Raw genomic sequence first — 13,540 nt, 5'->3', positions numbered from 1 at the left:
AGACCGGACCCGCGAACTCTGCGCCGACCCTACTTCTCGATGCTGGCGGCGCGACCGTCGGTCGAGTCGGACTTGCGCCCGCCGGCCTCGAGCTGGTCACCAGCGGGCAGCTCCTTGTGCCCGCCGAACTGCAGGCGCATCGCCGAGAGCACCTGATTGGCGAAGTGGTCCTCACCGCGCGACGCGAAGCGCTCGAACAGGGCGGAGGCGAGCACCGGCACCGGCACGCCCACGTCGACCGCCGCCTTGACCGTCCAGCGCCCCTCACCGGAGTCGGAGACGCGTCCGGCGAGGCCGTCGAGAGCCGGGTTGTCGTTCAGCGCGGCAGCCGTGAGATCGAGCAGCCACGACGAGATCACCGATCCGCGGCGCCACAGCTCGGTGACCTTCGCGGTGTCGATGGGGAACTGGTAGAACTCCGGATTCTCCAACGGAGCCACCTCGGCCGAGTGCTCCGCCTCGCGCACGCCGGCATCGGCGTTCTGAAGGACGTTCAGTCCCTCCGCGATCGCGGCCATGATGCCGTACTCGATGCCGTTGTGCACCATCTTCACGAAGTGCCCTGCGCCGGCCGGACCGCAGTGCAGGTAGCCCTGCTCCTCGGGCGTCAGGTCGCCGCTGCGGCCGGTGGTGCGCTCGATCTCGCCGGGCCCTGGCGCGATGGTGCGCAGGATCGGCTCGATGTGCGCGAAGGCGGCATCCGAACCGCCGACCATCAGGCAGTACCCGCGCTCGAGCCCGAACACGCCACCGCTCGTGCCGATATCGACGAACTCGAGGCCCTTCTCGCGCAGCTGCGCGGCCCGGCGGACGTCGTCGCGGTAGTTGGAGTTGCCGCCGTCGATGATGATGTCGCCCTCTTCGAGCACCTCGGCGAGCTCGTCGACCACTCGTCCGGTGAGACCGGCGGGCACCATGACCCACACCACGCGCGGGGTCTGCAGCTTGCCGGCGAAGTCCTTCAGATCAGATGCCCCGACGGCGCCCTCGGCAGCCAGCGCCTCTACGGCCTCCTGGTTGACGTCGTAAGTCACGCACTCGTGCCCGTCGCGCATCAGGCGGCGCACGATGTTGGCACCCATTCGTCCGAGGCCGACCATTCCCAGCTGCATCATGTCTCCCATCGCTTCGAGACCACCATCGTCACGCAGCCCGCGTGATCGGGCAAGGCCCCTGCGACGGGCGCGAGGATGTGGCATTGTTCGCGTTGCGGGTGGCGCGGGGGACGGCTGCGGGTGCCGCGCGACCGGTGCCGGGGAGCCGGATGCCGGTTATCCGGCCGCCATACTCGACACTGGGCTCCTCGACCGGCGTGAACGTCGAACGCAGTTAGGGTGAGGGGCATGGCCGGGGTCAGTCGCGAGTCGCTCGCCGCGCAGCGGGAGGATGCCGTCGCGCGCGCCGCGCACGCGGCATCCGCTCTGGCAGAGCTCGTGCACGACCGCCAGGGATCCAACGACGACGACGAGCACGACCCCGAAGGCGTCACGCTGTCGTCAGAGTGGTCACGGCTGTCGGCCCTCGCCGACGCAGCGAAGGATGAGGTGGGGCAGTACGACGACGCGCTGCAGCGGTGGGATGCCGGCGAGTACGGCATCTGCGCGGCGTGCGGGCGGCCGATCCCCGAGGGTCGGCTCGAGGTGCGCCCGTTCGCGCGGCTGTGCGTGCCGTGCGCGGAGAAAGCCGGACGCTGACACCGGGCAGGCCGGCCCCGTTCCGCCTCGCCCGCCACGAGCCGAGACGAAACAGGGGTCGACACTCCAGATGTCGGACGGATCCCGTGAGAATGTCCGACATGTGGAGTGTCGGCCCCCGAAACGTAACCCCAACCGGGCGCTGAGCGGTCAGGCGAGGGTGAGGAACAGCTTCTCCAGCTCGGCCACCGTCGGGCCGTCGTCGTCGGCGTCCCGCCCGTCGATCAGGCAGTTCTTCATCGCCGTGCTGATCACCGCGAATCCGGCGCGGTCGATGGCCTTGCTGACGGCGGCGAGCTGGATGACCACGTCGCGGCAGTCGGCATCCGTCTCCATCGCATCGATCACCGCACTCAGCTGTCCGCGCGCCCGCTTGAGGCGGTTCACGACGCGACGGATCTCTTCTTCGGGTGCGCTGTTCATGCCAGCTCCTTCACGTTCTTCTGCGGCACGGTCATCTGCTGTCCGGCGAACCAGGTGAGGTATCCACCGTCGAGGTTGCGCACGCGGCGACCGTGCTGACGCAGCAAGCGAGCGGCGGTGTGCCCGCGCTGACCCACCTGGCAGTGCACGATCAGCTCGCCTGCGGGAAGCTCATCGAGCCGGTTCCGCAGGTCGTCGACGGAGATGTTCGCACTGCCCGGGATGGCTCCGGCCTCGTGCTCGGCGGCGCTGCGCACATCGATGACGTGCGCGCCGTCAGCGACAACCGCGTCGAGCTCATGCCACTGGATGCTCTCGGTCAGTCCGGTCGCGGCGTTGTCGGCGATGTAGCCGAGCATGTTCACCGGGTCCTTCGCCGACCCGAACTGGGGGGCGTACGCGAGTTCAAGCCGGTTGAGCTGCGAGGCGGTGAGGCCGGCCTGGATGGCGACCGCGATCACGTCGATGCGCTTGTCCGCGCCGCGCCGGCCGATCACCTGCGCGCCGAGGATGAGGTCGGTCGTCGGGTCGACGAGCAGCTTCATGGTGAGCCGCTCGGCGCCCGGGTAGTAGCCGGCGTGATCGGCGGGGTGCGCATGGATGACGCGATGCGCGCGTCCGGCATCGCGCAGCTTCTTCTCGCTCCACCCCGTCATCGCGACGGCGAGGTCGAAGACCCCGACGATGGCGGTGCCGAGCGCGGGCAGGGCGTCTTCGGGAGCATCGCCGAGCAGGCCGTTGTCGGCGGCGATGGCGTCGGCGGCGGTGCGGCCGTGCCGATTGGCGAGGCCTGCCATGGTGACGAGCGTGGGCTCTGCCGAGACGGCGTCGATCTTCTCGACGCCGTCGCCGACGGCGAGGATGCGCGGGTCACTGGTGCGCTGGTATGCGTCGACGGCGATGCCTCCGGTCGGGCCGATGGCCAGCCCCGCGTCGACGGCGAGGGATGCCGCCGGGCGCACGCCCCTGGCATCGATCACGATGTCGGCCGGCACGACCGTGCCGTCGTCGAGGTGCACACCTGCCTCATCCAGCCCCTCGACCGAGGTGCGCAGTCGCAGATCGACGCCGTGTGCGCGCAGCTCGTCCACGACGAGCGCGGCCATCTCGGCATCCAGCGGGCTCATGGGGTGCGCGCCGTGCTGCACGAGCGTCACCGCCATGCCGCGGTGCACGAGGTTCTCCACCACCTCGAGGCCGATGAAGCCTCCGCCCACGACGACGGCGCGGGCGTCGCGGCCCGCCTCGGGGTGCGCGGCGAGTGCGGCGGCGATGCGGTCGACATCGTCGACGGTGCGCAGCGTCGACACGACGGGCGCGCCGGGGCCGCCGCCGAGCGGATCACCTGCGGTGGCTCCCGCGGCCAAGACGACGTGGTCGTACGGCTCCTGCGTGATCGCACCGGTGCGCACATCGCGGATGCCGACGGTGCGGGCATCCCGGTCGATCGCGACGACTTCCGCCCCGGTGCGCACGTCGAGCGCGAAGCGCGCCCGCAGCGACTCGGGAGTCTGCAGGAGCAGCGAACTCCGCTCGGCGATCACGCCGCCGACGTAGTACGGCAGGCCGCAGTTGGCGAAGCTGACGTGGTCTCCGCGCTCGAGCACGATGATCTCGGCATGCTCGTCGAGCCGTCGCAGCCGGGTCGCGGCCGACATGCCGCCGGCGACGCCGCCGATGATGATCACGCGCATGCGATCAGCTCTTCCCGAACAGCCAGGCGAGCAGACCCGCGCGCGGCTCGTCCTCGTGTCCGCGGCAGCGCCGGTTCGACGGCACGCCGGCCATCACGCTGTCGACGTGCTGGCCGCAGCCGGCCCACGTCGTCTTGCCACAGGTGCGGCAGGTGACCGCTCGACACATCGGTTTCCTCCTCGGATCGGGTACCGCACGAGCGTAACCGATACCCCCGGGGGTATAACTGAGCGCCGCCTGAGGAGACTCTGGTGCGCGCGACGCGCAGAAGTAGGCTGGGCACATCATGGAACCGTTCATCCAGGGCTTCTGGGACTTCGCCAAGGACTACTGGTGGCTGGTCTTCCCGCTCATGGGCGTCGCCGGCGGCATCGGCAAGTCGTGGGAGCGCGCGGCGAAGCGCCGGCACGAGCGGCGACTCGAGGCCCTGCGCCTGAAGGGCGAGATCAAGGCCGCGCAGCTCGCCGCGCGCGGCGGCAGCATCACCCCGCCGCACCGTCCGAGCGCGCGACAGGCTGCCGCGCAGGAGCGGACGTCGTCCACGCAGCTGCTCGAGCGTCTGTTCGCCGAACACGATGAGATCACCGCGCGCTGGCTGGACTACGAGCTCGACGTCGCCAAGCTCATCGCCTTCCCCGCGATGAGCGACGGACGCCAGCCCCTCACCGCTGCGTTCCTGCGCGCCAAGAAGACCGCCGACACGCTGCGCCCGGCCAAGGCGGACGCGAGACTCACCGAGACCGAGATCGCGGAGTACCTCGACGCCGTGGGCGCCTACGCCGTCGCCTTCGACGTGGCCGAGCGCGACGCCCGTCGGCTGCGCGACTCGAACTTCAGCGAGGACGAGCGCAAGCGCCTCGACCGCGCACAGCACATGCTGCAGGTCGCGCTCGACGAGGCCGCGACGCAGGCCGAGCGCAACCTCGCCTACAAGCGCGTCCGCGAGGAGCTCGACGGACTGATCCTGCTCTCGGACGAGGCGGTGGACGTCCTCGAGAAGAAGGTCGCCGGGCAGATCGCCGCGGCGCCGGCATCCGCACCTCCCCCGCCGCGCACGCAGCCGCAACCGCAACCGGGTTCGCAGCCGCAACCGGATTCGCAGCCGATGCCGCTGCGACGGGAGGAGCCCCTGCCATGAACGTCGAGAACCTCACCGGCCCGATCGCCCACCATGCCGAAGGACCAGTGTGGGCGGCGGCATGGGGTGGCTTGCGATGGCTCGATGCCGCGGCGGGCGACCTGCTCACCCTGCGCGACGACGGTGTGCGACGCCAGCACGTCGACGACGAGTACCTCGCGTTCGTGCGCCCACGCCGCACGGGCGGGTTCGCCGCGATGGGCGCGCGCACCCTGCACCTGGCCGATGAGCCCGACGGGGAGACCCGCGCGGTCGCGCACCTGATCGACGATCCCGCGGTGCGCATGAACGAGGGATGCTGCGACCCGTCCGGCCGGATGCTCGCGGGGTCGATGGCATACGACTCCGCACCCGGCGCGGCCTCGCTGCAGTTGATCGACACAGAACTGCACACGAGCACGGTGCTGGATGCGGTGACCATCTCGAACGGGATCGCGTTCACCTCCAGCGGCCAGCAGGCCTACTACGCCGACACCGCGACCGGCCGCGTCGACGTCTTCGATGTCTCGGACGGCGAGCTGGTCGATCGCCGTCCGTTCGTCGAGATCCCCTCCGATACGGGCGCGCCCGACGGGCTCAGCGTCGCCGCCGACGGCAGCGTCTGGGTCGCCCTGTGGGGTGGCTCCGCGGTGCACGGCTACGACAGCTCGGGGAGCCTGATCGAGAGCATCCCGCTGCCGGTGCCGCAGGTGAGCGCCTGCACGTTCGGCGGCGAGGGGCTGCGCACGCTGTTCATCACGACGTCCGCGCAGGGCCTGGATCCCGACCACGGCACGGCGGCCGGCTCGCTGTTCGCCGTCGACCTCGGCGTGCGCGGTCAGCCCACCCTGCCCTTCGGCGGCTGAGCCCCGCCCTCCTCCTCCGACCGGCGGCTGCGCCCCGCCCTCCTTCTCCGACCGGCGGCTGAGTCCCCGCCCTCCTTCGCCGAGACCCCCAGTTCGCGCCGAGACCCCCGGCTGTGGACGTCCGCGGACGGGGGTGTCGGCAGCAACCAGGGGTCTCGGCGGATGGGAGCGGGCGTCGTAGGCTCGGGACCATGGAGAACACCGGGGTGCTTCGGGTCGGGATCGTCGGGGCCGGGGGCATCGCTCCGCCGCACATCGAGGGCTGGCTGACGCTCGGCGCCGACGTCAGCATCCTGCGCCGCACGGATGCCGACCTACTGGCCGCGCAGCACGGCCTCCGGATCGTCGACGGACTCGACGCGCTGATCGACCGGGTCGACGTCGTCGACATCATCAGCCCCACTCCCACTCATCCGGACGTCGCGCGCGCGGCGTTCACGAGCGGCCGGCACGTGGTGTGCGAGAAGCCGCTCGCCACGACCGCGAGCGACGCGAGGGAGATGATCGACGCCGCGCGCGCCGCGGGGGTGCGGCTGTTCCCCGCGCACGTGGTGCGCTACTTCGAGGGCTACCGGATGCTGCACGAGCGCATCCCAGAGGTCGGCACGCTCACCGAGCTGACGTTTCGCCGGACGGTGGCCGCACCCGACGCGGCCTGGTTCTACGCGGAGGATGCCGGCGGAGGCCTCATCCGCGACCTGATGATCCACGACCTGGACCAGGCGCTGTGGCTGGCCGGGTCGGTGGTGGAGGTCTCGGCGACGCAGGATCCGCCGGCCGTGGGCGGGCAGGTCACCCCGCCGGTGTCGGCGCACGTCACCCTCACCCACGCGAACGGCGCCATGAGTCACCTGCGCGCGGACTGGCTAGAACCCGGCACCCCGTTCCGCTCGCAGGTCGAGGTCGCCGGCGCCGGCGCCGACGGCATCCTGCGCTTCGACACCGACGCCGAGCCCGAGGACGACGCGCCCTACCGCGCGCAGCTCGCGGACTTCGTCGAGGCGATCCGCACCGGCCGCGACGCGCGCGTCACCCCCGAGGACGGCCTCGCCGCCGTCGCCCTGGTGGACGCCGCCTACGCATCGCTGGCAGCGCGGCGGCCGGTGACCTTCTGATCGTTGCGTTCCGGAGGCCCGGTAGCGTTGCGTTCCAGGGGCCGACACTCCAGATGTCGGACCGGATGCCGTGAAGCGTCCGACATGTGGCGTGTCGGCCCCCGGTTCGTGACACGGTCCGGGGGCCCGGTCACTGGATGCCGAAGGGGCGCACCAGCACGTGCCGGCGGTCGCGCACCCAGACGGCGCCGTCCGCTCGCCGCTCCGCGCGGGTGGCGAAGCGGTAGCGGTACGACACGACTCGCACCCACCTAGGCCGCTCGCCGTGGAAGGGGTCGTGGCGCAGCATCCGCAGGGTCGGGGGATCGGCCTGCAGCAGCCGCACGAGGAACATCGTGAACCAGTCGTCGAGCGACCGACCCAGCGGCAGGAACCACATCAGCCAGTCCAGCCGCAGGTGGTACGGCGCCCACTGCGGCGGCACACGTCGCACCGCGCCGGGCTTGCCCTTGAACTCGTACTCGTGCCAGGTCGCGTTCTCGGGGTCGGCATCCGTCGTGCCCTCGATCACGTATTCGATGCGCTGCTTGGTCACCGTGCCGAAGGCGCCGTAGGCGTTGCCGATCTGCCAGCGGTTGAAGCTCGCGTTCATCAGCTGGCGGCGCGCGAAGAGATTGCGCAGCGCCGGCCAGCTCAGCACGATCACCAGCAGCCCGACCGCCGAGGTCAGGATGAGCCAGTAGAGGGGGATGGGGTTCGGCCCTTCGACAGGCTCAGGGACCCAGGCCAAGCCGACGCCCGAGAACGCCACCACGATCGTCGCCCAGTTCAACCACGCGAAGTTGCCGGTGAGTACGAGCCACAGCTGGGTGAGGATGACGATGGTCGCGGCGATCGCGCCCACCAGCAGCAGAGGTCCTTCGAGCGGCGGCGGCAGCCAGATAGTCGCCAGCGGCGCGAACAGGAAGAACGGCACGACCAGCTGTGCGAAGTGATTGCCGAGCACCTCCCCCTTGTGGAACCACTTCGGCAGCAGATGCGCCTGCCGGCTGAGCGGCCCGGGCATCGGCTGCGTCTCGTGGTGGTACATCAGCGCGGTCAGATCCCGCCACTCCCGCCCGCCGCGGATCTTGATCATGCCGGCGCCGAACTCGAGCCGGAACACCAGCCACCAGAACAGCAGGATGATCACGGTCGGCGGCGGCTGATCGCGCGAGCCGAGGAACGCCGCGAGGAACCCCGCCTCGACCAGCAGCATCTCCCACCCGAAGCCGTAGAAGGTCTGCCCCACGCTCGTGATCGACAGGTACCCGAACCACAGCGCGAGAAAGCACAGCATCGGCACCCAGGGCGGCGCGAGCTGCGGGATGCCGACGACGAGCAGCGCCGCGATGACCATGCCCGTCCAGCACAGCGCGACCAGGCGCCGGTCGGTGTAGCGGATGCGGGTGAAGAGGGTCGGATGCAGCATCCGGCGCCGTGTCTTCGATGCGCGCACCCATTCGATCAGGTCGGGCACGGGCAGCAGTCCCCGCTCGCCGAGCAGGGGGCGGAACTGGTTCAGCGTGGAGAGGAACGCGACCAGGTAGAGCGCCGCGATGCCCCGCTGCAGCACCTCGCGGGCGAAGCCGAAGTCGACGGCGGCGAATCCGTCCATGCCGACACGCTACGACGACGTCCGCGGGAGCTGCAGGGGGTTGCGCGGTGAGACGAACGGGGGGCCGACACTCCAGATGTCGGACAGAAAGCCGTGTTCCGTCCGCCATCTGGCGTGTCGGCCCCCGTTTCGCAACCGGAAACCGGTCAGGCGATCACTTCAGGACGTCGGGGTACTTCTCCAGCCACGCCTGCACGGCCTCGCGCTCCTTGCCCTCGCCGTACTCGTTGACGACCAGGTCCTCGAGGTCCCCGTACTGCTCGTCGTTCAGCTTGATGTCGCCGATCAGCTCCGCGGCCTCGGGGTACTCCTCACTGAAGCCCTTGGTCGCCAGGAAGTGCAGCGCCTCGGTCTCGCCCATGGCGCCCTTCGGGTCCTCCAGGTCGCGCACGGGGAAGGCGTTGTTGGCCCAGAACGGACGCCACAGCGTGACGACGATGTCCTCCTTGGCATCCGTCGCCTTCTTCAGCTCAGTGAGCATCGCGGCCGTCGACGAGGTGACGAGCTCGTACTCGCCATCGAGACCGTACTCGGGCAGCATGGCCGTGGTGGCCTTGGTGAGGCCGGCACCCGGCTCGATGCCGATGATCTTGCCGTCGTACTGCGCTGCCTTGCCCTTGAGGTCCTCGATCGACTTCAGCTCGGAGTACTCCGGCACCGCGATCGTCAGCTTGGCGTTGTCGTAGTAGGCGCCGAGATCCTCGATCTTGTCGCCGTACTCCTCCATGTACGAGGCGTGCGTCACCTCGGGCCACGCGGAGGGGTAGATGTCGACGTCGCCCTGCGCGAGTCCGGTGTACAGCGGGCCGGCGTCGGTGAGGGTCTTCATCTCGACGTTGTAGCCCAGCTCCTCGAGCTTGTTCTCGAGCAGGTAGGCGGTGCTGAGGCCGTCGGTCCACGAGGGCAGGAAGCCGAGGGTGATCGTGCCCTTGTCGCCCTTCGTGCCCTGGTCGGCGTCGCCGGTGCCGCCGGTGCCGCCCGCGCCACCGGAGGCGCAGCCGGTGAGCGCCAGCGAGGTGACGGCGGTGAGGGCGAGCAGTGCTGTGAGCTTCTTCTTCATGTTCTCTTCTCTCTTGCGTTACGTATGTGAGTGCGGGTTGTGAGTGCGATTCGGGATGCCGATCAGGCCGGCTGCAGCACGGCATCCGGAACAGCAGCGGATGCCGCAGCACGGCGCCGAGCCTCACGGCGACGCGCCAGCAGCCCGAGCAGCGAGGCGTGGTTCTCGGCGGGCGTGCCCAGCGCGGCGGTGACCCGGTCGAGGAAGACGGCGATCAGCACCACGCCGAGGCCCGCCTCGACGCCCTTGGCGATGTTGATCGTCGAGATCGCCTCGACGACCATCTTGCCCAGGCCGTCTGCGCCGGCCATGCCGGCGATGACCGCCATCGACAGGGCCAGCATGATGACCTGGTTGATGCCGGCCATGATGGTGGGCATCGCGAGGGGCAGCTGGATGCCGCGCAGGATCTGCCCGGGCTTGGCGCCGAACGCCTGGCCGGCCTCGACGGTCTCGCTGTCGACGCCGCGGATGCCGAGCTCGGTGAGTCGCACGCCGGGGGGCAGCGCGAAGATGATCGTCGCCACCATGCCGGGCACCACGCCGATGCCGAAGAACACGATCGCCGGGATCAGGTAGACGAAGGCGGGCATGGTCTGCATGAAGTCGAGCACCGGCTTGAGCAGAGCGCGCACGGTGGCGTTGCGGGCCGACCAGATGCCCAGCGGCACGGCGATCAGCACCGCGACGACCGTGGCGACGAGCACGAGCGACATGGTCTGCATGGCGGGAACCCAGAGGTCCATGCCGACGATCAGCAGCAGCGAGACGGCGGTGCCGATCGCGAGCTGCCACGAGCGCACCAGCCACGCGATGAGCGCTGCGATCGCGATGATCGCGAGGAAGTGCACCGACAGCAGGCCGGCGGTCAGGCCGTTGACGAGGAAGCCGAAGACGAAGGCGATGCGGTCGAGCAGGCCGTCGAGATTGATCTTGACCCAGTCGACGATGCCGGCGACCCAGGTTCCGATCGGAATGCGGAAATCCATCAGCGCACCTCCTCGGTGTCGTTCGCGGGCTCGGTGTCGTTGCTGCCGGCCGCGTCGACGGCATCCTGTGCCTCGGCGAGCACCTCATCGATCACGGTCTGCGGCATCGGCTCGAGCGGCAGGGTGAGCTCGCCGGTGGCGCCCGGGCCGGGGCCGAGCGCGGCGAGCAGGGTGACGCGCGGGATGACACCGGTCAGGCGCCCCTCGGCATCCGTCACGCCCAGCGGCAGCGGCGACTCGACCGAGGGGATGAACAGGTTCATCAGCACCTCGTCCTCGTTCACCTTCTGCGGCACCGGCTTGATGATCGACGCGAGCGACGATTCGCCGCGGCGCACGAGCTTGACCGCGTCGCGGTCGGTGACGATGCCGATGAGCTTGCGGTCGCGGCCGACGACGTAGGTGGCCGACATGTACGCATCTCGCATCTGCCGCAGCGCGGTGCGCGGACCGGCCGATTCGGCGACCACAGGGCGCGGGCGCTCCATCACGTTGGCGGCGGTGAGCACGCGAGCGCGGTCGACGTCCTGCACGAACTGCTCCACGTAGTCGTTGGCCGGGTCGGTGAGGATGTCTTCGGGCGTGCCGATCTGCACGATGCGTCCGTCGCGCATGACGGCGATGCGGTCGCCGAGGAACATCGCCTCGTTGAGGTCGTGCGTGATGAACACGATGGTCTTCTGCAGCTTGGCCTGCAGCTCGACCAGCTGCTCCTGCATCTCGCGGCGGATGAGCGGGTCGAGGGCGCTGAACGCCTCGTCCATCAGCAGGATGTCGGTGTCGGCGGCGAGCGCGCGGGCGATGCCGACGCGCTGCTGCATGCCACCGGACAGCTCGCTGGGCAGCTTGTCGCCCCAGCCGTCGAGACCCACCAGGGCCAGGATCTCGTCGGCCTTGCGCAGGCGCTCGGTCTTGCCGACACCCTTGAGCTCGAGCGGGTAGGCGACGTTCGCGGCGACCGTGCGGTGCGGCAGCAGGGCGAAGTGCTGGAACACCATCGACACCCGGTCGCGGCGGATGTCGCGCAGCCGCGAGGTCGGGATGCCGGTGATGGCGTCGCCTTCGATGGTGATCTCGCCCGCGGTCGCGTCGTGCAGGCCGTTGAGCATGCGGATGATGGTGGACTTGCCGGAGCCGGAGAGCCCCATGATCACGAAGATCTCGCCGCGATTCACCGTGAAGCTGGCGTCGATCACGGCTGCGGTACCGGCGTCGCGCACCTCGGTGCGGGTCTCACCGGCTTTCAGACGCTTCACTGCCTGCTGCGGATTGCGGCCGAAGACCTTGTAGATGTTGCGCGCTTCAAGAGCGGTATCGGACACGTTGCCCCCGTGCTCATCGATTCTTCGGGTCTCGATGAGCCACTTCGGTCACGCCCGGGTGACGTTCACGGGGCCGCTTCGACAGACACTGCACTGACGGCACAGACGGGGATTTCGGATCCTCGCAAAGAACATCGACCGTACGCCCACGCCTCTTCGTGCACAGCTCGGGTCGAAAGAAGGACGCGGCCGCGGACTGGTCTTGAGGCCTCTCGGCCACCTGGCTACGCTACTGAATGGCTGATCCGGTGGCAAATCCGGAGTCGGGATTCAGGCTTTCACCAGGGATTTGGATATTGCGGCGTTTGGGCACTCAACCTCGTCGGACGCTGCGGGTGACGGTGAATTTCGGAGTGCGCGCGATCTGCTCGGTGGGTCCGACGTGGCGGCTGAGCGCGCGGCGATGGTCGAGGTGCGAGTTGAAGACGGTCCACACCTCGCCGCCGGGTCGGACGAGCCGGCCCGCGGCTTCGATCAGCCGCCGGCCGGCACCCTCGTGCACGGTCGCGCCGAGGTGGAACGGCGGATTCAGCAGCACGAGATCCGCCTCGCCGTCGGGCAGCTCCGAGCCGGCGTCGTCGAGGGTGACGGTGATCCGCGAGGCCAGGCCGTTCGCGACCACGCTGGCTTCGGCGGATCGGACGGCCGCGGCGGAGCGGTCTGTCGCGATGACCGCGGCATCCGGGTGCTGCAGCGCGAACGCGACGGCGAGCGCGCCCGTGCCGCAGCCGAGGTCGATGACGCGCAGCGGGGCGGAGTCCAGAGCTCCGGAGAAATCGATCGGGATGAGCTCGATCGGGGGATTCTCGTGGTCGGGTCCCCCGGATCTCCGGAGTTCTGAACCGCCGGGGGCGGAGACTGTTCGCGGGGCAGGGTCGGCGGGCGGGGCCGAGCCCGGGGGGACCAGGGCCGGTGGCACCAGGGTCGGCAGCGCGTCCAGCAGCACTCGCGTGCCGATGTCGAGTCGCGGACCGGCGAACGCGGCCCCATACGCGCAGAGGGTGAAGCCGTCATGCTGCTGGCTGACCGGGAAGGGCAGCTGCTCGGCCGCGATGCGGGGCTCGGAGGCCACGATCAGCCGCGACTTGCGCTCCGCGCGCTGCGGCTGCACCTGCGCGAAGCTCTCGGCGAGCACGCCGTTCTGCGCCGTGGTCATGTGCTTCACCCGCCCGCCGGCGATCAGCGTGACTTCGGGCGCGGCCCAGCGGCCGACGGCGTCGGCGACCTCGCCGAGCTCGGCCAGGCCGCGGGGGAGTTTGAGCAGCACCAGGCGCGCGCCGGTCAGCAGCGAGCTGTCGAGCTCGTGCATGGCCGGCTGGCTCAGCTCGAGCGATCGCGCGTTGTGGCCCAGCGCGCGGCGTCCGGTGATGAGATCCTGGTGCACGCGGATGGCGGCGAGCCCGGCGTCCGTCAGCGCGAGCGAGATCGCTCCGTACTCGTCGCCGATCACGGCGATCTGGTCGCCGGGCAGGTCGGCGTCGAGCGCGCGCTGCACGAGCAGCTCGTCGGTGGCGTCCCAGGCCTGCAGGTTCGGCGCCTCGACATCCGGGTACCGCCGCAGTCGCTGGTAGTCGAAGCCCGTCACTTGCTCACCCTACCCAGAACCGCTTCTCGCTCCGGTATGACTTTCTGCCGCTCGAGGGGGCTTCAAGCGGCAGAAAG

At 70.0% G+C, this 13,540-nt stretch carries 13 protein-coding genes; 4 read left to right on the top strand and 9 right to left on the bottom strand.

Annotation, left to right across the window (positions count from 1 at the left end; all coding sequences use genetic code 11):
- Positions 1-29: 29 nt before the first annotated feature.
- Entirely contained in the window at positions 30-1,115 is a 1,086-nt protein-coding gene (gnd, locus tag WFG93_RS02955; protein WP_336644821.1) for a phosphogluconate dehydrogenase (NAD(+)-dependent, decarboxylating), read from the bottom strand.
- A 228-nt stretch (positions 1,116-1,343) separates the two neighbouring features.
- Here gnd and WFG93_RS02950 point away from each other — a divergent pair, with 228 nt between their 5' ends.
- Positions 1,344-1,694 (top strand): TraR/DksA family transcriptional regulator, encoded by a 351-nt coding sequence (locus tag WFG93_RS02950; protein ID WP_336644820.1) that lies wholly within the window; start codon positions 1,344-1,346, stop codon positions 1,692-1,694.
- A 150-nt stretch (positions 1,695-1,844) separates the two neighbouring features.
- On the opposite strand, the gene WFG93_RS02945 is transcribed toward WFG93_RS02950, so the two are convergent.
- The 3 genes from WFG93_RS02945 to WFG93_RS02935 are packed head-to-tail and all read right to left on the bottom strand — an operon-like array spanning position 1,845 to position 3,980.
- Complete coding sequence (locus WFG93_RS02945) at positions 1,845-2,117, bottom strand: metal-sensitive transcriptional regulator (RefSeq protein WP_336644819.1); 273 nt, start codon at positions 2,115-2,117, stop codon at positions 1,845-1,847.
- Positions 2,114-3,811, bottom strand: coding sequence for an FAD-dependent oxidoreductase (locus WFG93_RS02940; protein ID WP_336644818.1), 1,698 nt, complete (start codon positions 3,809-3,811; stop codon positions 2,114-2,116). Before WFG93_RS02940 ends, WFG93_RS02945 begins: the two co-directional genes overlap by 4 nt.
- Before the next feature lie 4 nt (positions 3,812-3,815).
- On the bottom strand, positions 3,816-3,980 hold the full coding sequence (locus WFG93_RS02935) for a hypothetical protein (RefSeq protein WP_336644817.1): 165 nt from the start codon (positions 3,978-3,980) through the stop codon (positions 3,816-3,818).
- A gap of 118 nt (positions 3,981-4,098) precedes the next feature.
- Here WFG93_RS02935 and WFG93_RS02930 point away from each other — a divergent pair, with 118 nt between their 5' ends.
- The 3 genes from WFG93_RS02930 (at position 4,099) to WFG93_RS02920 (ending at position 6,910) form a co-directional block, all read left to right on the top strand.
- Positions 4,099-4,950: a hypothetical protein gene (locus WFG93_RS02930; RefSeq protein WP_336644816.1), complete on the top strand. Its 852-nt coding sequence runs from the start codon at positions 4,099-4,101 to the stop codon at positions 4,948-4,950.
- Positions 4,947-5,795: an SMP-30/gluconolactonase/LRE family protein gene (locus tag WFG93_RS02925; RefSeq protein ID WP_336644815.1), complete on the top strand. Its 849-nt coding sequence runs from the start codon at positions 4,947-4,949 to the stop codon at positions 5,793-5,795. The genes WFG93_RS02930 and WFG93_RS02925 overlap by 4 nt, the downstream gene beginning before the upstream one ends.
- A 191-nt stretch (positions 5,796-5,986) precedes the next feature.
- Positions 5,987-6,910, top strand: a complete 924-nt coding sequence (locus tag WFG93_RS02920; RefSeq protein WP_336644814.1) for a Gfo/Idh/MocA family protein — start codon at positions 5,987-5,989, stop codon at positions 6,908-6,910.
- A 130-nt stretch (positions 6,911-7,040) separates the two neighbouring features.
- Here the strand turns inward: WFG93_RS02920 and WFG93_RS02915 are convergent, their stop codons facing one another.
- The 5 genes from WFG93_RS02915 to WFG93_RS02895 form a co-directional block, all read right to left on the bottom strand.
- Positions 7,041-8,507, bottom strand: a complete 1,467-nt coding sequence (locus tag WFG93_RS02915; RefSeq protein ID WP_336644813.1) for a lipase maturation factor family protein — start codon at positions 8,505-8,507, stop codon at positions 7,041-7,043.
- 154 nt (positions 8,508-8,661) lie between these two features.
- Entirely contained in the window at positions 8,662-9,567 is a 906-nt protein-coding gene (locus WFG93_RS02910) for a glycine betaine ABC transporter substrate-binding protein (RefSeq protein ID WP_336644812.1), read from the bottom strand.
- 62 nt (positions 9,568-9,629) lie between these two features.
- A complete protein-coding gene (locus WFG93_RS02905) occupies positions 9,630-10,556 on the bottom strand; it encodes an ABC transporter permease (protein WP_336644811.1) in 927 nt (308 codons plus the stop codon).
- The gene (locus WFG93_RS02900) at positions 10,556-11,878 is read right to left on the bottom strand and encodes a quaternary amine ABC transporter ATP-binding protein (RefSeq protein WP_336644810.1); all 1,323 of its coding nucleotides are present in this window, start codon (positions 11,876-11,878) and stop codon (positions 10,556-10,558) included. The genes WFG93_RS02905 and WFG93_RS02900 overlap by 1 nt, the downstream gene beginning before the upstream one ends.
- Before the next feature lie 313 nt (positions 11,879-12,191).
- Positions 12,192-13,463 (bottom strand): class I SAM-dependent methyltransferase, encoded by a 1,272-nt coding sequence (locus tag WFG93_RS02895; protein WP_336644809.1) that lies wholly within the window; start codon positions 13,461-13,463, stop codon positions 12,192-12,194.
- Between the last annotated feature and the right edge of the window lie 77 nt (positions 13,464-13,540).

This window comes from Microbacterium sp. USHLN186 (genome assembly GCF_037145155.1).
Taxonomy (GTDB): domain Bacteria; phylum Actinomycetota; class Actinomycetes; order Actinomycetales; family Microbacteriaceae; genus Microbacterium.
The sequence above is the reverse complement of the archived record's forward strand: the minus strand, read 5'-3'. Positions and strand labels throughout refer to the sequence as shown.